This window comes from Streptomyces sp. NPDC002520, assembly GCF_053595235.1.
This window is the reverse complement of sequence record NZ_JBSFXG010000002.1, coordinates 333,813-352,555: the sequence shown is the minus strand read 5'-3', so window position 1 is coordinate 352,555 and position 18,743 is coordinate 333,813. Positions and strand designations below refer to the sequence as shown.

The following is an 18,743-nucleotide window of genomic DNA, read 5'->3' as shown; positions in this document are numbered from 1 at the left end:
TCGCACAGCCAGCGCAAGGGTGGTCATCACATGACCACCCTTACGGCTCACCACCGGCGCGGTGGGCGGGCATCATGGAGGGGACTGATCGGGAGGCATCGATGGACGCTCCGTCCGAACTGGGAGACTTCCTCAAGTCCCGCCGTGCCGCACTGCGCCCGGAGGACGTCGGCATCACCCCTCACCCGACCCGCCGCCGGGTCAGCGGGCTGCGCAGGGAGGAGCTGGCCATGCTCGCCGGGGTCAGCATCACCCACTACACCCGTCTCGAACAGGGCCGTGCGCTCAGTGCCTCGGACTCCGTGCTGGACGCGATCGCACGCACCCTGCGGCTGACCGACGACGAGACCGCGCATCTGAAGGACCTGGCCCGCCCCACCGCCGCCGCGGCCCGCCCCACCGCACCCCGCGCGGAGCAGGCCAGCCCCTCGGCACGGCAGCTGCTGGCGGCCATGTCGGAGGTGCCGGCGCTGGTCCTGGACCGCCGCAACGACGTACTGGCCTGGAACCGGCTGGGGCACGCACTGCTCGCCGCGCATCTGCCCGCGGACAGCCCCGAGACGCCGAGCACCCGGCCCAATGTGACACGGATGCTGTTCCTGGACGAGCGCTACCGCGCGCTGTACACCGACTGGCATGACGAGGCGCAGCTCGCGGTCGCCTCGCTGCGGCTGATCGCCGGCCGGCACCCCGACGACCGCCGACTGACCGAACTGGTCGGCCAACTCACCGTGCAGTGCGACGAGTTCGCCTCCCGCTGGGCCCGCCATCCGGTGCGCACCTGCACCTCGGGGCTGAAGCAGCTGCGTCACCCGTTGGTCGGCACGATGGACTTGAGCTTCGAGAACCTCGTCATCCCAGGCTCGGCCGGCCAGCGCCTGATCGCCTACACGGCCGAACCGGGCTCACCCTCCGAGGCGGCTCTGCGCCTGCTGGGCAGCGCAGCCGCACCTGAGGTCGAGAGCACCTCCGCGGCGGTGTGAGGCCAGATCCTGCTGACCTGCCGGGAGGGGTACGACCCCTCCCGGCAGGTGCCGTTTCAGGCGCCGAGATGGTCGGCCAGATGCGGCAGGGACGGATACCCGGAGTCCGGGGCTGCCGTCATCGGCTGGTCCTGGTACACGCAGCTGGACCTCGTCTGCCGCCGCGACGGCGCACCCGATCCCGCGCCCGGCAACGGGAAGGGGGGTGGTCCGCTGTCCACCGGCCTCGACCCGGCACGCCGCCAGTACCCCTGAGGGGAGCGCATGCCCCAACCGATCTCCGCACAGCCCCGCGAGGACGCTGGCGCCGCCGACATCAAGAGCCTTGTCCAGCTCGGCCGCGAGGAGCTGCCGCCCATCCCGGAGGTCGTGTTCCTCGAGCCGACCTAACCGGATCTGCCCGGCGGCTTCGCACCAGACGAACCAGCGTGACGAACGCCCCCCCTTCGGGAGGGGGCGTTTTGCCGTGTCTACGGGCAAGACTCGCCGTACTTGACCGCATTCAGCGTGACCGGCTGTCCGTTCAGCTTCGCCCCCGCGGCGGGCTCCTGCGTGTAGACCTGCCAGTTGGACTCGACGAGCACCCACCTGCTGTCCCCGCTGGCGTCGTTCACGGTGATCGAGGTGCTGGAGTCGAGCGCGCCACGGGCCGCCTTCACGCTCTTCCCGTGGAAGTCCGGCATCTTGCCGCCAGCCGCGGACGGCGGCACCTGGTCCTTGGCCGGGCAGGTCTCGGCGAGCTTCACCGAACCGAAGTCCAGCATGGTGTCCGTAGGCACGGACTTGCCCGCGGCGATGTTCTGGGAGCAGACCTTCCAGTCCCGGTCGAGGATCTGCATGCGGTCGCGGCCGAGTGCGTCGTGGGACTTGAGCCCGTAGAACCCGGCGGCCTGCGCGTTGTCCTGCGCGGACTGCAGGCCCATGCCGACGAAGTTCGGGACGGCCTTCGTCTCCGTGGCTGGCTTGTCGTCCTTATTCGGCGTGGCGCTCACGGTCGGTGTGCTCACGGTCGGCGTCGAAGTGATGCCCGAGCCAGAAGGCTTGGCGCTGTCGGTCGGCTGGCAGGCGACGACCCCCATGCGTCGGGGCCTCTTCGTGTCTTGATCGTTTGCCCTTCGGGCCAGCAGCGGGCCAGCTAACGATCTCCCGCGTGTCGCTCCCCGCCTGAGACGATCCGAGGGTGCACAGTCGGCGCAGGTGAAATCGTTCCTGCGCCGACCAGCGGTGGTGGGGCGGGTGGGACTCGAACCCACGGCCGACGGATTATGAGTCTCCAGCGCCCTCGATACGCCCTGTTCCGAGTTGTGTCACCCGCTATCGGGCCTCACCGGAAAGTACTGGTCGCGGCAAGGGTGGGCACTGGTGCCCACCCTTCGTCGTGACGGCTTATGCCGTCCCGTGTCGGCCCGTTCCGAGACGTTCGGTTGAGCAATGGCTGAGCAGAAAAGGCTCCCGACCCGCAGGTCAGGAGCCCTCTCGATGCACGTCCAGGGTACCGCGAGCCGTCGGTCATGAACCCCATGAACCAACCTCGATCGGCGAGCCGGGCCTGTTCTGCTCGGCCGCGAACCAGGCCGCGATCGCATCGAGCGTATTCCGCACCGGCTTGCCTGCGAGATGCAGCTCATAGTTCTCCGCCTGGCCCCGGCCGGGCGGTCGGTCCGGCTGCGGCAGCTGACCGAGTGGCAGCCAAACAATCTCCTCGGCGCGCAGCGGCGCCCTCAGCGGCGCCTGGAATCCGTCACGACTCTCCAGGAGCATCGGCAACTGGTGCGTCGCACGGTTCCGGGCGTACCGGGTCCCTTTCAGAATGGATCGCCCGTACTCCTGTGAGTCCCGATACCAGGCGTCACGGCGCTCCAACTGCTCGTCCAGCGTGCAGGACCAGTAGATGACCTCCATGGCAGAGATGACGAGCACCTCCTCTGGCTGGCCGTCGTCAAGTTGACTGAGGTACCGCTGCCGCGCGATGTGGAAGCCGTGCATGGCGATGGGCAGCATGTCGAGTTGATCAGTCATATCGTCTCCGGTGACTTCCGGGCCCTCGGCACGATGGACGCAGCACGCTCCGCGATCTCCAGGTCGACCTCCTGCAAGAGGCTGGTGTACGTGTCCGACGCGAGCTTGATGGTCGAGTGGCGCAGCGTCTCCTTGATCGCATGGAGGTCACCGCCGCCCGCGTGAATCAGCGTCGCCGCGCAGTGCCTCAAGTCCCGCAGGTTGACCGGCGGCAGATCCGCGCGCCGGCAGATCCGACGGAACGCGTCCGACACCTTCTCCGGGTGCAGCCACGTCCCGTCGACGTCGACGAACACCTTGCCCGTGTCCGTCCAGTCCACCGTCTTCTTGCCCTTCGCGCGCTCCTCGGCCGCATGCCTGTTCCAGGCCTCACACTCGACCAGCTGCCGCTCGCGGTGCGCCCGGAGCACCACCACGTTGAGACTGTCGAGCGCGATCGTGCCGGCACTGCCGTCGGTCTTCGGCGCGCTCTCTTCCGGGGTCCACTGGCGGACGACGATGTTCTTGGCGATCGTGATCGCATGCCCCTCGAGGTCGACGTTCCGCCAGTCCTGGCCGACGGCCTCGCCGCGGCGCAGGCCACGGAAGGCAACCAGGTGGAAGAACGCGTACAGCCGGTCGTCCTCGGCCTCGTCGAGGAACGCTCCGATCTGCGTCGGTGTCCACACCATGACCGCTGACGGTTTCTCCCCCGTCTTCCGCCAGTGCGCCACGTGCTGGTCGGTCCACAGCACCGCCTTGGGCCGCTTGCCGGAGTCGAGCTCCACCCACTGGGCCGGGTTGAAGGTGATCAGCTGACGGCGGATCGACGCGTTCAGCGCGGTCCGCAGGGTCGCGCGGATCCGCTGCTTGGTCGCCGGGCCTGTGATGAGTCTGTAGGGCGGCATCGCCGCGAGTTTCTCCCGTTCCACCGCCAGGCGCGCGGACTCGGCGGCCGGCGGCCGCGAGTTCTTCCCCCACTTGCAGCGCGCTTCCTGCTCGCGGCGCGCCTGGTTCTCCGCTGCGACGACTTCGTTGTGGTCGTCGATGGCGTCGAAGAACTCCTGGACGTGGGCGACGGTCAGCTTGTCGAGCCGGTGATGGCCGAGCCCGGGCTTCAGGTGGACGCGGATGTGGGAGGCGTAGCCGTCCGTGGTGGTCGGCCTGGTCTTCTTGGAGGCCACCCACGTGTCGAGCCACTCGCCGACCGTCATCTTGCCGTCGAGGGGGACGCCGACGCCCAGCTTGCGGGACACCTCCGTCGGCTCCGGTATCGGCCCGCGTGTGGCCTGCAGCTCGGCGAGGAGGTCGCCAACGCGACGCAGGCCGTCCTCGTCGTCACCGGCGAGGTCGAGGATCGCGCGGATGCGGTCGAGGTCCTTCTGCGCTTCCTTGCCGTCGGTGTAGCCGGTGCGCTGAAAACGGCGGCGGTTCCCGTCGGCGTCCTCGGGGAGTTCCTGGCTGACGCGGTGCTTGCCGTGCGATCGCTTCGGCAGCTGCGGGCACTTGGCGCCGAGGCGTTTGCCGTCCGGGCCGCGGCACTCACACCGCTTACTGATGCCGCCAGCGCGGCGAGATGCAGGCATAGATTATGCCCCCTTCCCGAGAGTTCTAAATCTACTCGCCGTCAGATGCCACTCGATGAATCAAAAAGATCCACCAGATAATCCGGAATCTCTGGCTCTAGCCAACCATCCGACTTCAGATCATCCAAGGCTTTACGAACATTCACCTTAGCCGCCTCGACCTCCAGTCGATATAGCTCAATCTCTCGCTCATCGTCCTTGCGTTCATCGAGCTTAGCCTCCAGGGAGCGCGCCCGACGCAGGGCCTCTTGCGCCTCTTTTTCGAGGATGCGTCGACGCTCCGAAGCTGCCTGCATCACCTTCGGGTCATCCGATTCCGCGATCGATTTAATCAGCCCTTCTCGTACCGAAATGATCTTTTCGGCTTCATCCAGGGCTCGCTTATACAGGTCAAAGTAGTGATTGAATTCGTGCACCTCTGCTAGCGATTTCTCCATACGCCGTATATACCTCTCATTGGCATCAAGGTGCCTCATGACAGCATGCTGAATCGACCTGGCGCGATTCATTGGGAACGCCAGAAGTCGACCTTCTGCTTCTTCGTTCTCTTCGCCTGGCAAAAGCTCTTCCCCCGAGAACCAGAACGCCCAGTCGTAGGCATCTCCGTGACGTCCAGGTAGCCCCTCAACCACCTTCTCGTACCCGGCTGGATACACAAGAGACAGGGGAGGGACCTCAAGGGCGGCCGCCAGGACGGAAATCTCGGCGATCGTGACGGTTGTCCGCCGACCGCTCTCCAGGTTAGCCAGCACCGACCTCTGGATCGGCATCCCGATCTCCGCGCAACGGTCGGAGAGCTGTTGCGCGCTCCACCCCTTCGCCTGTCGGTGCCGGCGGACCTCCCGCGCTACGGACAGGGCAAGGCGCGCGGACCAGTCGGGCTCAGGTTCTTGTGTCATGACGGCGAGACTCCCACGGCATCTGTGCTCGGACCAATCGAACCCGCCTGAACAGTGCGAACGCGACCGGACGGCCCGACAGGGACTGTCAGGATTCAGCAACAGTCCCACGGGATCTGTGCTCGCACAAGACAACAGCGCTTGACATGGCTCGAAAGAGAAGTCCAGACTCGGATCACTTCCTCAGGAAGCAACTTCCGCAAGGAGTGTCACGAATCATGACAACGGCAATCGCGAGAGGCCCGCTCACCCGGAGCGACCTGCTCGCGCTCCCCGCAGCCGTCGACGTGGAGACCGCAGCACGGGCCTTCGGGATCGGCCGCACCACGGCATACGCCCTGGTACGCGCCAACGAGTTCCCCTGCAAGGTGCTCCGCGCCGGCAAGGCGTACCGCGTGATCACCGAGGACCTTCTCCGCGTCCTTGAGATCACCCCCGAGAACGGCGACGGCGCCGGACCTTGCACGTCCGACGCCGCCTGAGAACGACCCAGTCCAACCAGCGCTAACCAGCAAGACGGCGGCACCCGGGGTCTAGCCCACCCCATCAGCGCCGCCGCCGGAAAGAGACGTCTCAATGACCAGCGTAATCCCCGAGGCATCAATGGCGATGCCGGACCCGAGCGAACAGTGCACCGGCGTCGACCTGGACGCCATCCTCGCCGCCACCCCGGACGCCGTCCGCGTGGCCATGCAGAAGGCCATCCCTGACCAGTACACGCCCGAGCTGGCCGACGCCATCGCCACCGGCACGATCACCCGTCTGAACGCGCTCCGCACCAGCGCCTGCCCGGTCTGGCCGGGCCTGTGCACCGACACCGCCCCCGGCCACGACACCCACTCGAACCACGAGATGGAGGCCACCCAGACCGGCTGGCCCGTCTCCATAGGATTCGTCGGCCTCGACGACGGCGCCCCCCTGGTCTACGTCGACTCCGGCATGGCGTCCGACTGCGGCCTGGACGAGGTCGCCACCGTCACCGCCCAGCTGCGCGCCGCCGCCGACGCCATGGAGGCGCTGCGAGACCAGGTCATCACCGTCCGCCAGGCCCGCCGCGGCCCCGCGCTCGACGACAGCACCGGCTGAGGACCCGCCGGGGGCAGGCGCATCCCCCCGCCTGCCCCCGGCACTCACGGACCACCACCAGACCCACCACGAGGGACATGTTCGTGACCAACTTCCCTGGTGTCGCCGTAGAGCTCGTACTCAAGGCGTGCGACGCCAACGGCCTCACCTACCGCCGCTCCGGCGGCGGCTTCGAGGCCCAGTGCGGAAATCCCGCCCACCCCGACGACAAGCCGTCCATGTCCATCCGGCAGGGCAACCTCGGCGTCGTCCTTCACTGCCACGTCTGCGGCGAAGAAGGCAAGGACGACATCATCGCCGGCCTGGGGCTGACCAAGGCCGACCTGTTCGACAAGCCCCTGGAGCGGCCCGATCGCCCGCAGGTCGTCGCCACCTACATCTACGAAGACGCGGACGGCAACGAGCAGTACCGCAAGGACCGCGTCGAACCCGGCAAGGACGGCAAGTCCAAGAGCTTCAAGCAGTACCGCATCGTCAACGGCAACACCGTCTGGAGCATCAAGGACGTCACCCGGGTCCCGTGGCGCCTCCCGCAGGTGATCGCCGCCGTGAAGAATGGCGAGGAACTCTGGTGGGGCGAGGGCGAGAAGTGCGTCCAGGCGCTGGAGAAGCTCGGCCTGACCGCGACCACCGCCGGCAGCGTCGGGGACTGGCGGCCCAGCATGGCCGCGTACTTCGACGGCGCGGCCAAGGTCACCGTCTTCGCCGACAACGACGAGCCGGGCATCAAGCATGCCCGCCAGGTTGCGGCCGCCCTCAAGGGGCGGGTCCGTGAGGTCCGCATCGTGCGTGCCGCCGTCGACCGGCCCAAGGCCGACATCGTCGACCACCTTGCCGCCGGGCACACCCTCGACGAGCTGGTGGATATCACCGACCCGCGCACACACCTGCGATCCGTGCCGCCGCCGACCGACGCACCGGCCGACGGCACGACCGCCCGGCAACCGGACATCGAGGAAGACAGCCGCCAGCAGGTCGGCTTCGACCTCACAACCACCTTCGGCCTGCGCGGCTGCACTGTCCCCCGCGGCTATCGCATCACCGGACGCGGCGTGGACCACACCACAGGCAAGGACGATCCACCGTGGGCCCGCTTCACCTACGCCCCGCTCGTCGTCACGGCCTCCTACGAAGATCCGGACGGCGAGCAGAGCGTCCAGCTGTCGTGGACCGACCGTGGGCGCACCATCTCCAGGGTCGTCGCCCGAGACATCGCCAAGCGAGGTCGCGAGTTGGTGAAGACGCTCGGCTCGGCCGGCCTGCCCGCCATCGAGGGCGATGCGCGCATCCTGGAACGCTGGCTCGCCGAGTTCGAGGCCGCCAACCCCAAGGCCATCCCGCGCGAGCAGCTGGCCCGCAACCTGGGCTGGCAGCCCGACGGCACGTTCGTCTCCTCCCCCGACTCCGGGATCAAGCTGGAGGTCCGCTACGACGAACAGCGGCTGCCCTCCCAGGCGTTCGGTACGGCTGGCACCTTCGAGGAGTGGCGGCAGGCTGTTGCTCTCCTGGAGCCGCACCGCGTCCCCAGGATCGTGCTCGCCGCCGCGCTGGCCGCACCGCTGCTCCGCCCGCTGGGACTGGACTCATTCACCGTCGACGTGTCCTCGCGGTCCACAAAGGGCAAGACGACAGCCCTGCAGTGCGGGTGCAGCGTCTGGGCCAACCCCAGCGAGAACGCGTCCGCCATCTCCAACTGGCGCGGCACCGTCTTCGCCATCGAGAAGCGCCTCAACATGGTCCGCGGCCTGCCCACGTTCCTCGACGAGACGATGGCCGTCTCCGACGAGGGCATCATCGACTACCTGCTGTACCAGCTGCCGATGGAGAAGGGGAAGGACCGGTCCGGCGGATACGCGGGCGCCCTCCCGTGGCAGACGATCCTGCTGTCCTCCGGGGAGCGCAGCATCCTTTCGTACACGCGGAACCAGGGCGCGGCGGCCCGTGCCCTGTGCACCACAGAGGCCCCGTTCGGTGACGACGGCGACACGGCTCGCGAGGTTCACGACGCGGTGTTCGCCAACTACGGTCACGCCGGTCCCCGGTTCGCCGAACTGATCCGGAAGGGCCTGGCGCGTGAGGGTGGCCGGGAACGGCTCAGGACGCGCCACAAGGAACTCGCCGTGCTGTTCCGGGGCGACAGCGCCATGACGGGCCGCCGCGCCCCCATGGTGGCCGTCTTGGCGCTCGCGGAGGCGATGGCGTGCGAGACGGGCATCCTTCCGTACGAGCCGCTTCCGGCAGAGACGTGGGCCGAGATGTTCACCGTCGGCAGCTCCACGGACAACCAGCCCGAGATGGCCATGGACGTCGTCCGCGAATACCTAGCCGGACACTCCTTCGAACTGTACCCAGGGCGCATGGACGACCGCCCGCCCGTACGCGGCTGGCTCGGCGCCACTCAGGTACGCAAGGAGGGCACGTTCGTGGCGGTCCTCCCCGAGCGGCTCCGGGGCATCCTCGCTGACGCCGGGTACTCCCTCGACGCCGTCCTCGGCGGCTGGATCAGTTCCGATTACCTGATGTCCGCGACCGACAAGGGCCGCACCGTCTACCGGGTCAACGTGAAGATCGACGGGCGGGCGGTCCGCTGCTTCGTCTTCACCCCTGACGCCCTCCTCACCGAGTCCTTGCAGGAGGCCGCGTGACCCACAACCCAACGGTTACGCAGCCCAGTTACTCAGGTGGCGTAACCGCCTCGCAGCGACTTAGCAGCAGGTCAGAGCCTCGCCGCAACTTCTGGGGCGCCAGTTACGCAATCGACGCGGACACACACCTCCCTGCAGGCGCGCGCCCGCAGGCGCGGGCGAGCGTGCGTGTGTGCATGTGCTTTCTAAGTAACTACGTAACTCAAGAAGAAGAGAAGAAAGAACAGCAGGTCAGCCCCACGAAATCCGGTTACGCAGGCGGTTACGCGCCGGTTACGCACTGCGTAACCCATTCCCCTTCGCTCCGAGCCGAGGTGACCCATGCCTGAATTCAAGCCCCGCCCCTACCAGACCAAGGCCATCCAGGCGCTCACCTCCGGCTGGGCTGCCGGTCCGGGTAACCGGCTCGCGGTCGTCCTTCCCACCGGTGCTGGGAAGACCGTCGTGTTCGCCAACCTGATCAGCCAGATGCTCGCCCAACTCGACGGCCACCGCGCCCTGGTCATCGCCCACCGCGAAGAACTACTTACCCAGGCCGCCGACAAGGTTCGCGCCGTCCGCCCCGACCTCCGCGTCGGCATCGTCAAGGCCCAGCACAACGACCACCGCGACGTCGACGTGGTCGTGGCCAGCATTCAGACCCTCGCGGTCGAACGGCGCCGCAACGCCATCCGCGACATCGGCCTGATCATCGTCGACGAATGCCACCACGCCGCCGCCCGCACCTACCTCGATGTCCTGGAGCACTTCGGTGCCTGGCGCGGTATCCCGGTCGCCGGGTTCACCGCGACCATGACCCGGCAGGAAGGCGGACTCGCCGAAGTCTGGGAAGACGTCGTGTTCACCCTCGACATCCTCGACATGATCCGCGACGGCTACCTCGTCGACGTCCGCGGCAAGCGCGTCGTCGTCGATGGCCTCAATCTCGACAAGGTCAAAACCAGGCACGGCGACCTCCAGGACGGCCAGCTGGGTCAAGCCCTGGACGACTCCGGCGCCGCCGACGTGGTGGCCAACGCCTACAAGGAGTTCGCCTCCGACCGGGCCGGCGTCGTCTTCACCCCGACGGTCGCGACCGCGCAGTCCATGGCCGACGCCCTCAACGACGTGGGGATCTCCGCCACCACGATCTGGGGCGACATGCCGAAGGAAGCCCGGCAGACCGCACTCAAGTGGTACGAGGCCGGTGACGTCCAGGTACTGACGAATTGCATGGTTTTGACCGAGGGTTTCGACGCTCCGTGGACGTCGTGCGCGGTCATAGCCCGCCCCACCAAGTCGGCCGGTCTGTACTGCCAGATGGCCGGCCGGGCACTCCGACTGTGGGAGGGAAAGCAGGACGCCCTGCTGTTGGACGTCATGGGCGCGTCCACCCGGCACAAGCTCGCCTCCATCGTCGACCTCACGGGCAAGAAGCTGTCCAAGGCCAAGGAAGGCCAGTCCCTGCGGGAGGCGGCCGACGAGGAAGACCTCCACGCACCGATCGGCAGCGTCGAGTGGGAGGACGTCAACCTCTTCCACGAGTCCCCCGTCCGCTGGCTCCAGACCGACACAGGCGTGTGGTTCGTGCCGCTCACCCCGCGGATGTTCCTGTTCCTCATCCGCGGCAGCAAGCCGGGCGTCTACCGCGTGCGTCGCTGGGACTCCGGCGCAGGCGTCCGCCCTCCGAGCCCGGACCTGGAAGCCCCGCTCACGGAGACGATGCGCTGGACGGAGGACCAGGCCCGGCGCCTGGTGCACCCGTCGTACCTGGACCGCGCAGCCCAGTACCGGAGCAGACAGCCGAGCACGAAACAGCGTGCCTGGTGCCGCTACAACCGCGTTCCCATCCCGCCAGGCAGCACCGCCGGCGACGTCTCGGACCTTATGGACATCCACGCGACGGGCCAGGCCCTGCGCAACTACGACCTCGCGCTGGAAGGACTTGCAGCATGAGCGACCACGAAATCCAACTGCTCGCCATCGGTATCGCCATCGGCGTGTACCTGATGTTCCTGGTCCAGATCGGCTTCGGCCTGCTCGACGACCGCCGGGACCGTAAGGCCGCGCGCGCCGCCGAGGCAAAGCTCGCGGCCGCACGCGAGAGGGCCGCACAGTGACCTCCTGCGAGCTGTGCGGCGAGGAGACCGGCGGCCGGTATCTGTGCGAGAGGGACACCACCCTGCTCGCTGCCCGCCTGGACCGAATGCCGAAGTGGTACGCCGCGCTGGAGGGCTTCCTCGTCCCCGCCGTCCACGGCGGTGGCGAGCGTGTCGCGGGCGGCCGTGCGGAGCCCGGACTGCCCGTCAACGAGATGGTTCTCGACCTCCGGTACGGCGGCATTGCCCTCGTGCTGGAGGGCTGGCGGGCGGACGCGCAACGCTTCCGGGGCTGGGGGGAGCCGGTCTTCGCCGGGACGGTCGAGCGGCGGGTGCTGGCTGCGGCTCGGTGGCTGGGCATGAACCTGGACTGGATCGCGGTCGAGTATCCGGCGGCCGGTGATCTGGCGCGGGAGGTACGGGGGATGGAGGGGGCCGCGCTGTCGATCGTGGGTGATCCGAAGCCGAAGGCGCAGCGGTTGGGGACGTGCGTCAAGGTGACGGCCGACGGGTCTGCCTGCGGTGCGGTCATCAGCCGGCTGCCGGGTGAGACCCGGCTGACGTGCCCCTGGTGTAGCTACACCTACGCGACGGCGATGGACTGGTTCGCACTGACGGAGTCCGACACGAAGGAAACGGCGTGAACCGCTTGTGCGTGACTCTAGGGTCACGCTACGGTGAGGATGTGCCAACAACACATTGGCGCGCACGTGTTGAAGCCGAAGACCGTGAACGAGAGCGACTGCTCGGCCAGATCTCGGAGAGTGCTCAGAGGCGAGCAATAGCGCTCGAAGACGGAGTACGCGAACTGGGATCCAGGAAGGCAGTCGCCGAGGTTCTCGGTATCGACGCCAGCGCAGTACGGAAAGCGATCATCCAGCACGGCACGGGAACCCTACTCCCGGGTCGCGCCCCGACCACAAACGAATAGGCCCGTAAAGCGGGCAGCCCCGGCAAAGCCGACCCTACCGGCCGCCGGGACCACCACTTGATCACGAACGAGATAGAGGCTCGTCATGACCCAGCGGAACCTTAGCGCGCCCACTGGTGCGCAGGTCACCCCCACCCCGGCGGAGCAGCTCAACGAGCGGTTCGCCGCCATCTACGCCCGTCACCAGCCCCGCATCGCGCGCCTCGTCGCCCGCGAGGTCCGCCTCGGCGCACTCGACCTCGCCGAGGACCTCACCGCCGACACCTTCTTCCGCGCCTGGCTCGACCTCCACAAGTGCAGGGCCACCACTGACGCCCAGATGTACGGGTGGCTCGCCACCATCGCCCGCCGCACCGTGACCGAGCACTACCGGTGGAAGAAGAACACCAGCGAGGTCCCCACCGACACCGGCCACTGGCGGTTCACCAACCGCGAGCTGGCCCCGGCCGGCGCCTACACCGTCCCGGTCCGCCCCGGCGCCTCTGACTCGGACATGAACGAAGCCCTGCGCCGTGTCCGCGCCGAGGCGGTGGCCCGGTGACCAACCTCGACCTTCCCGAGCCCGTGCGCGACCTGCTGGCGGCCGTGCTGGAAGCGATCGATCTTCCCCACCCGGCAACCTTCGGCGGCACCGAGGCCCACGACCGCCTGCTGAACGACCGCGTCGTGTACGCCCGGCTCGCCCTGCGCAGCGCCCTCGGGGACACCGACCTCGGCCCCGACATGGGCCCGGCCTGGAACGCCCAGTACCTGCGCGGGCGCCTCGCCAAGCACCCCGTCGCCGGATACGTCACCGTCGACCAGGCCCAGGCCGCCCTCGACGCGGGCAAGACCTGGTCCGAGGCCGTCACCCTCCCCGCCGAGCAGGGCGGTGACCTGTGAGCATCGAGCCCCGCACCATCACCCTGCCCACCAGCGACCACGGCGACGTCACCGTCATCGAACCCGACTGGTGCCAGGGGCACCCGAACCACCGGCCCGACGACCTGCGCGCCGACATCCACCACAGCGGCCCCGACGTCACCCTCGCCTTCCGGGGCCACCACATCACCGACGCCTGCCTCGTCCAGTCCCCGTTCACGGAGATCGACGTCCCGGAGCTGAGCAGCCGCACGCCCGGCGTGTCCGTCAGCGTCATCGCCCGCACCCTCGACCCCGCCGGCCTGTACGAGCTCGCGGCCGCCCTCGACCGGTACGCCGACGAGCTGCGCGCTCTCGCCGACCAGCTCACCGGGATCCTCGCCGGGGGTGGCGCACGATGAGTCAGCCGACCCCCACCATGGACGCGCGCCGCGCCGAGGTGGCGCAGCTCCTGGCGCACGACCCCGATCTGTCGGCGCGCGCCATCGCCGCACAGCTCGGCGTCAGTAAAGACACCGTGCGCCGCGACATGGACGCCATCCGCGCCACCAGTGCGCCGCCCGCGCCGCAGGACGACGACGTGCTCGTGCTCCGGCTCGACGCTCCCCTGCGCCAAGCTCTCGCCGTCCTCCGCGCCATGCGCCCCGTACCGGACACCCCGGCGCACAACGTCGCCGTGGCGCGCGCCGCGATCCGCGCCATCGCCGACAGCGTCCTGGAGACGCACCCGGAGGTGGCGCCATGAGGTGGCTCACGGTCTCCTTCGCCGCCGCCTCGCTGCTCGCCCTCGTCGGGCTGTGCGCCATCGCGCTCCACGACGTGCCCCGCATCACCGGGACCGCCGCCTTCATCCTCACCCTCGCCGCGCTCGCCGTGGCCGTCCTCCGATAGGACCGCTCGTGCAGTACGTGACCTACGGCGGTGTCACCGTCGGCATCTGCCTCCTCATCCACCACCTCGTCCACTGGTGGCCCGGCCTCAAAGCCCTCCGCAAAGACCCCGCCCGCCACGCCGCCACGCTCGCCCCGTTCCTCATCGCCTGGTGCTACGGAGCCCTCACCGTCCTCGGCGTCGGCGGCCTGATCGGCTGGTTCGGCCGCGCTACCCGCTGGATCTCCAACTGGCTCGGCGACGTCGCCCTGGTCTGGGGCGTCGGCGGACACATGGGCCAGCACGCCCGCGGCGTCACCTACGTGCCCCTCACCCAGGCCGGCGGTGCCGTCGTCCTGATCCTCACCGTCGCGCTCCTTGCCGCGGTGAAGAAGAGCCGGTACGGCTCCGACATCAAGCGCGGCGCCTGGTGCGGTGTCTGCCTCGGCACGAGCGCGGGCGTGGCCGGATTCGCGGCGGCACCCCTGGCGCTGGGCGTCAGCTGGCTCGGTGACACCGTCTACGGGGCGCTGTGATGGCCGCGCGCACAGAGGAGCCGGAGGAGCGGTCCCGGGCGGCCGGGGCGTGCGTCCTGGTCGTCCTCGGCGGGGCCGCGGTGGCGGGCGCGTTCGCCGTGGACGAGGCGGCCGGCGTCCTCACGGTCGTGACGGCCGGAACGGTCGCGCTCTGGCGGTCCGCCCGACGCATGTCCGATTCGTCCGCCACTCCCCCACCGCCCCCTGAACCCCCCTCTCAGGACGTTTACGCACGTGAGACCACACGCGTGCGAGAAGTACGGAAGGGGCCAGGGGAGGGGTTGACGATCTTCCCCGAGATCGAGCACACCACCGACCCGAGTACCGCAGAGGAGGTGACCGCGCGATGATCCGACGCCTCGCCGCCGCCCTCGGCTACGAGTACTGCGCCACCTGCGGCTGGTGGACCAAGCCCCACTGCGGCCACTGAACGACCCTGCATCATGGGGTCATGGAGTCGCAGAACATCCGCCCCGGCCACGTCACCGCCCACCAGGTCGCACAGGAACTCGGCATCACCCTTGGCGGCGTCCGCCTGCTCGTCCACCGCGGCCAGCTCCAGCGCTCTGGCGGCACCGCCCGCCAGCCCTGGTACGCCGTCCAGGACGTCTACGCCCTCGCCGCCAAGCGCGCTACACGCAAGGCCGCTTGACCGCAGCTCAGGCAGCGTGTAACGATCTCGGTGAACAACTGTGCCCTCAACCGGCACCACAGACTGCCGGGACAAGGCCGGAACCAGGGAACTGGATCCCTCCACCCATCGAGGTGGTTGTGGCCCCCGGAGAACCACGACGAAGCCCCGGCTCGGTCGGCCGGGGCTTCGTCGCGTCACAGCATGATCACTAATTCTTCACTGGAACCTCACATGTTGCATGATGGCTGCTCAGCACCATCGATCCATGGGGGGACCATGCGCATCCGCACCACCATCGCGGCCATCACCGCCACGCTCGCCATCACCCTCGTCGGCTGCAGCAGCAGCGACGACAGCGGCGCCAAGACCGAGCCCACCAAGGCCAGCGCACCGAAGGCCAGCGCACCGAAGGCATCGAAGTCCGTGGACAACAGCGACGCAGAGAAGGCAGCCGGCATCCCGGCCGAGCCCACCGGCGCCGAGCGCACCGCGCTCCTCGAAGTCCTCAAGGCCATCAACCCCGCGCTCGTCGCGGACGAGGACAAGGCCATCGACAACTCGCGCAACCAGTGCTCGACCATCAACGGCGGCGGCAACGCCGACATGACCGCCAAGGCCCGCTTCTCCACCAGCGACCACGAGGTCACCGACGCCGAGGCCAAGGCCATCAACGCCGCACTCAAGGCAAGCTTCTGCGCGTCCTGACGACAAAGGGCACCACAGACGCAACGGCGAAGCCCCGACCCGGAAACCAGGTCGAGGCTTCGTCGCGCTCGCCTAGAGGCTGTCCAGGATCTTTGTCCGGCGGTCCCGGTACTCCTCGTCTGTGATCGCACCAGCAGCGCGCAGCTGGTCCAGGGTCGCCAGCCGCGAAGCGATGTCACCGGCCGGCGCAGCAGGGGGCGCGGCCTGGGCCGCGGCGCTCGGAGCGACACCGGAGATCCGCTGCCGCAGCAGATCAGCGAGAGCCTTCCCCTGGTCCTTCGGCACCTGCTTGATCTCGGCCTTGTTGCCCGACGTGAACACCGTCAGCGTCCCCATCAGCATGCCGCCGGTCCACTGCACCGAACTGATCTTGCCGTAGGGGAAGTCCTCCACCCTCTGGGACATCAGCCCGTTGAGATAGAAGACCAGCCGCTGGTTCGTCATCGCCAGCAAGCCGTTCCCCTTCCCGTACACGCCGGTGGCGAGCATCTCCACCGTCTCGCCCTCCCACAGCACTTCGGGCAGTCGCTGTATCTCGCGCTTCGCACCGAAGGCACTGGACAACTTCTCGGCCGCTGCGTCGATGTCCGGTCGCACGTTGAACGCCACCATGGCAGTCCCCCCATCTTGATGGTGGTGGGATCGTATCGACGGGCCTGATGCAGCACACGGGTATCAGCCGTCATCGGGTACCAAATGACCGACGGCGAGGTGACGTGGCTACCGATCGCGGCGAGCTCACGAGCTACGCCTATCGCCAGCTTCGCGCCCGCATCCTTGCCGCGTCCGACGTGTGCATCGTGTGTGGCCACGGCGCATCCGACACCACCGACCACGTCCACCCCGTCAGCAAGGGCGGCGCTCGCCTCGACCCCGACAACCTCGCACCCATCCACGGCGTGGCCGGTTGCCCCGTCTGCCTGAGGAAGTGCAACAGCGAGAAGGGCGCTCGCTCGCTCGCCGAGGTGGTGCAGCTGACGACCTCGGTCGACTGGTTCGCGGGACCACAAACATGCAGGTCGAAGGCGCATTGATCGCGGTCAGCTCGGGATCTCCCAAGATTTTTTAGGAAAGATCGTCTTCTCAACCCCGCGCCCAGCTTTCATTTTTCTCCCCCCCGGCCCGATTCCGTCGGAACGATCTTGGAAGGGGGCGGCTGTGGGCCCCGTCGAGAAGGCCGTCCGGGACGACGTCGAGCAGCTCGGCGACCTGGTCGGCGTAGAGCCGTCCCTGTCCGAGATGGCGTACACCCTCGCCCGCGAGATCGACGCCGGCGGAGGGGAGGACGGCCGCCAACTGCCCCAGTTGAACCGCGAGCTCCGGCAGACGCTCGCCCAGCTGCTGGAGGGGCGGGCCGCAGACGATGACGACGACCTCGGAGACCTGGCGTCCCCCGACTGAGTTCGCCGAGGACCTCAAGGAGCGATACGGGCTGGAGTGCCCGCCGCTGTGGGGCACGCCTCGGCATCCGGACCGGCCGTCGCTGGGTCCGAAGCTGTGGAAGGTCATGGCCAAACTCGACGCGCCACCCATGCCCTGGCAGAAGTACGTGACCGACGTCGCCCTCGAACTGGACCCGGACACCGGACTGTTCGCGCACCGCGAGGTGGGGTTGTCGGTTTCCCGGCAGCAGGGCAAGACGGAGTTGTGCCTGGGCGCCCAGGTCCACCGGGCGCTGGCCTACCCGCGGCAGAACATCGTGTACGCGGCGCAGACCCGGGGCATGGCCCGGCAGCGGTGGGAGGACGAGTTCTGGGAGAAGATCTCAGGCTCGGACCTGGCCAAGATGGCGCGCATCCGGAAGTCGAACGGCAACGAGGCCATCCTGTGGGGCCGCACACGTTCCAAGATGGGCATCACCGCGAACACGGAGAAGGCCGGCCACGGCCCGCCGCTCGACATGGGGTTCATCGACGAGGCGTTCGCACACGAGGATGACCGGCTGGAGCAGGCGTTCAGCCCGGCCATGCTCACCCGGAAGATGGCGCAACTGTGGTGGGCGTCTGCCGGCGGTACGACGAAGTCGGCGTGGCTGAACAAGAAGCGGGAGATCGGCCGGAAGCTGATCGAGGCCTTGTGGGCTGCGCTGGCCGAGGACCCGTCGGCGGTCCGGCCGCGGGCGGCGTACTTCGAGTGGTTCGCCCCGGAGGACATGCCGCGGGACGACCCGGCGACCTGGTACGCGACGCTGCCCGCGCTCGGGCACACGGTCACTGAGGACGTGATCCGGGCCGAGCTGGAGAAGATGGACCCGGCCGAGTTCGACCGGGCCTACCTGAACCGCACCAGGAAGCCGACGCCGCCCACCGATCCGAACGTGCCCAAGCTGAAGTGGCCTGGCCTCGTTGACGCGAAGAGCCGGCCGGTTGCGTCCAGCGTGGCGTTCGCCATCGACGTCTCGCAGGACCGCTCGTCCGCGTCGATCGCGGCCGCGTCCAAGCTGCCGGACGGACGCGTGCACCTCGAGGTCGTCGCGCGCCGCCCGGGTACGGACTGGGTGGTGCCCGCCATGGTCCGGCTGCGCGACTTGTGGAAGCCGGTGGCGGTGGCCATCGCCTCGTCCGGGACGCCGGCCGGGTCGCTCATCGACGACCTGATCGCGGCCGGGATCGACGTGCCCGCCGACAAGGAGCATCCGGTGCGCGGCGACCTGGCGGTGATGCGCACTGGGGACGTCACGGAGGCGTGCGGGCAGTTGGCCGACGCCATGAACCAGGGCACGCTCCGGCACACCGACCAGGTGCCGCTCACCGCCGCGGTAAACGGGGCAAGGACGCGCCGTAACGGGGACGCCTGGCAGTTGGACCGCACGTCCAGCCAGGTGGACATCAGCCCACTGTGCGCGGCCGTCTTCGCCCGCTGGGCGCTGCTCATCCGGGGCCCGCAGGTCGAAGAGGACTACGACGTGAGCGATTCGTTCCTGTAGGGAGG

General features: G+C 68.6%; 25 protein-coding genes. 20 read left to right on the top strand and 5 right to left on the bottom strand.

Going from position 1 to position 18,743, the window contains the following annotated elements; all coding sequences use genetic code 11:
- Positions 1-101 precede the first annotated feature (101 nt).
- Positions 102-983, top strand: coding sequence for a helix-turn-helix transcriptional regulator (locus ACWD5D_RS04690; RefSeq protein WP_451371320.1), 882 nt, complete (start codon positions 102-104; stop codon positions 981-983).
- A gap of 264 nt (positions 984-1,247) precedes the next feature.
- Entirely contained in the window at positions 1,248-1,373 is a 126-nt protein-coding gene (locus ACWD5D_RS04685) for a hypothetical protein (protein ID WP_451371319.1), read from the top strand.
- Between the two features lie 80 nt (positions 1,374-1,453).
- On the opposite strand, the gene ACWD5D_RS04680 is transcribed toward ACWD5D_RS04685, so the two are convergent.
- The 4 genes from ACWD5D_RS04680 to ACWD5D_RS04665 all read right to left on the bottom strand — a co-directional run bounded on the left by ACWD5D_RS04680 (position 1,454) and on the right by ACWD5D_RS04665 (position 5,466).
- A complete protein-coding gene (locus ACWD5D_RS04680) occupies positions 1,454-2,062 on the bottom strand; it encodes a hypothetical protein (RefSeq protein WP_451371318.1) in 609 nt (202 codons plus the stop codon).
- A 430-nt stretch (positions 2,063-2,492) separates the two neighbouring features.
- Complete coding sequence (locus ACWD5D_RS04675; RefSeq protein ID WP_451371317.1) at positions 2,493-3,002, bottom strand: hypothetical protein; 510 nt, start codon at positions 3,000-3,002, stop codon at positions 2,493-2,495.
- Positions 2,999-4,567 carry a site-specific integrase gene (locus ACWD5D_RS04670; RefSeq protein ID WP_451371316.1) on the bottom strand — a complete coding sequence of 523 codons (1,569 nt, stop codon included), beginning with the start codon at positions 4,565-4,567 and terminating at the stop codon, positions 2,999-3,001. The genes ACWD5D_RS04675 and ACWD5D_RS04670 overlap by 4 nt, the downstream gene beginning before the upstream one ends.
- Before the next feature lie 41 nt (positions 4,568-4,608).
- The gene (locus ACWD5D_RS04665) at positions 4,609-5,466 is read right to left on the bottom strand and encodes a helix-turn-helix domain-containing protein (RefSeq protein ID WP_451371315.1); all 858 of its coding nucleotides are present in this window, start codon (positions 5,464-5,466) and stop codon (positions 4,609-4,611) included.
- A gap of 218 nt (positions 5,467-5,684) precedes the next feature.
- Between ACWD5D_RS04665 and ACWD5D_RS04660 the strand changes: the two genes are divergently transcribed.
- The 15 genes from ACWD5D_RS04660 (at position 5,685) to ACWD5D_RS04590 (ending at position 15,812) form a co-directional block, all read left to right on the top strand.
- Positions 5,685-5,948 (top strand): helix-turn-helix domain-containing protein, encoded by a 264-nt coding sequence (locus ACWD5D_RS04660; protein ID WP_451371314.1) that lies wholly within the window; start codon positions 5,685-5,687, stop codon positions 5,946-5,948.
- Positions 5,949-6,042: 94 nt separating this feature from the next.
- Positions 6,043-6,552: a hypothetical protein gene (locus tag ACWD5D_RS04655; RefSeq protein ID WP_451371313.1), complete on the top strand. Its 510-nt coding sequence runs from the start codon at positions 6,043-6,045 to the stop codon at positions 6,550-6,552.
- An 83-nt stretch (positions 6,553-6,635) separates the two neighbouring features.
- Positions 6,636-9,197 carry a DUF927 domain-containing protein gene (locus tag ACWD5D_RS04650; RefSeq protein ID WP_451371312.1) on the top strand — a complete coding sequence of 854 codons (2,562 nt, stop codon included), beginning with the start codon at positions 6,636-6,638 and terminating at the stop codon, positions 9,195-9,197.
- A gap of 321 nt (positions 9,198-9,518) precedes the next feature.
- On the top strand, positions 9,519-11,132 hold the full coding sequence (locus tag ACWD5D_RS04645; RefSeq protein WP_451371311.1) for a DEAD/DEAH box helicase: 1,614 nt from the start codon (positions 9,519-9,521) through the stop codon (positions 11,130-11,132).
- Entirely contained in the window at positions 11,129-11,296 is a 168-nt protein-coding gene (locus ACWD5D_RS04640; RefSeq protein WP_451371310.1) for a hypothetical protein, read from the top strand. Before ACWD5D_RS04645 ends, ACWD5D_RS04640 begins: the two co-directional genes overlap by 4 nt.
- Positions 11,293-11,919, top strand: coding sequence for a hypothetical protein (locus tag ACWD5D_RS04635; RefSeq protein ID WP_451371309.1), 627 nt, complete (start codon positions 11,293-11,295; stop codon positions 11,917-11,919). The genes ACWD5D_RS04640 and ACWD5D_RS04635 overlap by 4 nt, the downstream gene beginning before the upstream one ends.
- A gap of 372 nt (positions 11,920-12,291) precedes the next feature.
- On the top strand, positions 12,292-12,747 hold the full coding sequence (locus ACWD5D_RS04630; RefSeq protein WP_451371308.1) for an RNA polymerase sigma factor: 456 nt from the start codon (positions 12,292-12,294) through the stop codon (positions 12,745-12,747).
- Positions 12,744-13,088 (top strand): hypothetical protein, encoded by a 345-nt coding sequence (locus tag ACWD5D_RS04625; RefSeq protein ID WP_451371307.1) that lies wholly within the window; start codon positions 12,744-12,746, stop codon positions 13,086-13,088. Before ACWD5D_RS04630 ends, ACWD5D_RS04625 begins: the two co-directional genes overlap by 4 nt.
- Positions 13,085-13,468: a DUF6907 domain-containing protein gene (locus ACWD5D_RS04620; RefSeq protein WP_451371306.1), complete on the top strand. Its 384-nt coding sequence runs from the start codon at positions 13,085-13,087 to the stop codon at positions 13,466-13,468. The genes ACWD5D_RS04625 and ACWD5D_RS04620 overlap by 4 nt, the downstream gene beginning before the upstream one ends.
- Positions 13,465-13,812 (top strand): helix-turn-helix domain-containing protein, encoded by a 348-nt coding sequence (locus ACWD5D_RS04615; protein ID WP_451371305.1) that lies wholly within the window; start codon positions 13,465-13,467, stop codon positions 13,810-13,812. Before ACWD5D_RS04620 ends, ACWD5D_RS04615 begins: the two co-directional genes overlap by 4 nt.
- Positions 13,809-13,958 (top strand): hypothetical protein, encoded by a 150-nt coding sequence (locus ACWD5D_RS04610; protein WP_451371304.1) that lies wholly within the window; start codon positions 13,809-13,811, stop codon positions 13,956-13,958. Before ACWD5D_RS04615 ends, ACWD5D_RS04610 begins: the two co-directional genes overlap by 4 nt.
- An 8-nt stretch (positions 13,959-13,966) precedes the next feature.
- Entirely contained in the window at positions 13,967-14,473 is a 507-nt protein-coding gene (locus ACWD5D_RS04605) for a hypothetical protein (RefSeq protein ID WP_451371303.1), read from the top strand.
- Positions 14,473-14,823, top strand: coding sequence for a hypothetical protein (locus ACWD5D_RS04600; RefSeq protein WP_451371302.1), 351 nt, complete (start codon positions 14,473-14,475; stop codon positions 14,821-14,823). Before ACWD5D_RS04605 ends, ACWD5D_RS04600 begins: the two co-directional genes overlap by 1 nt.
- A 101-nt stretch (positions 14,824-14,924) precedes the next feature.
- Entirely contained in the window at positions 14,925-15,125 is a 201-nt protein-coding gene (locus tag ACWD5D_RS04595; RefSeq protein ID WP_451371301.1) for a hypothetical protein, read from the top strand.
- 258 nt (positions 15,126-15,383) lie between these two features.
- Positions 15,384-15,812: a hypothetical protein gene (locus tag ACWD5D_RS04590; RefSeq protein WP_451371300.1), complete on the top strand. Its 429-nt coding sequence runs from the start codon at positions 15,384-15,386 to the stop codon at positions 15,810-15,812.
- A 72-nt stretch (positions 15,813-15,884) separates the two neighbouring features.
- Here the strand turns inward: ACWD5D_RS04590 and ACWD5D_RS04585 are convergent, their stop codons facing one another.
- On the bottom strand, positions 15,885-16,424 hold the full coding sequence (locus ACWD5D_RS04585; RefSeq protein WP_451371299.1) for a PH domain-containing protein: 540 nt from the start codon (positions 16,422-16,424) through the stop codon (positions 15,885-15,887).
- A gap of 104 nt (positions 16,425-16,528) precedes the next feature.
- Between ACWD5D_RS04585 and ACWD5D_RS04580 the strand changes: the two genes are divergently transcribed.
- From ACWD5D_RS04580 to ACWD5D_RS04570, 3 genes are all read left to right on the top strand, one after another.
- A complete protein-coding gene (locus tag ACWD5D_RS04580; protein WP_451371298.1) occupies positions 16,529-16,846 on the top strand; it encodes an HNH endonuclease in 318 nt (105 codons plus the stop codon).
- A 124-nt stretch (positions 16,847-16,970) separates the two neighbouring features.
- Positions 16,971-17,213 (top strand): hypothetical protein, encoded by a 243-nt coding sequence (locus tag ACWD5D_RS04575; RefSeq protein WP_451371297.1) that lies wholly within the window; start codon positions 16,971-16,973, stop codon positions 17,211-17,213.
- The gene (locus tag ACWD5D_RS04570; RefSeq protein WP_451371296.1) at positions 17,176-18,738 is read left to right on the top strand and encodes a terminase large subunit domain-containing protein; all 1,563 of its coding nucleotides are present in this window, start codon (positions 17,176-17,178) and stop codon (positions 18,736-18,738) included. Before ACWD5D_RS04575 ends, ACWD5D_RS04570 begins: the two co-directional genes overlap by 38 nt.
- Positions 18,739-18,743 lie beyond the last annotated feature (5 nt).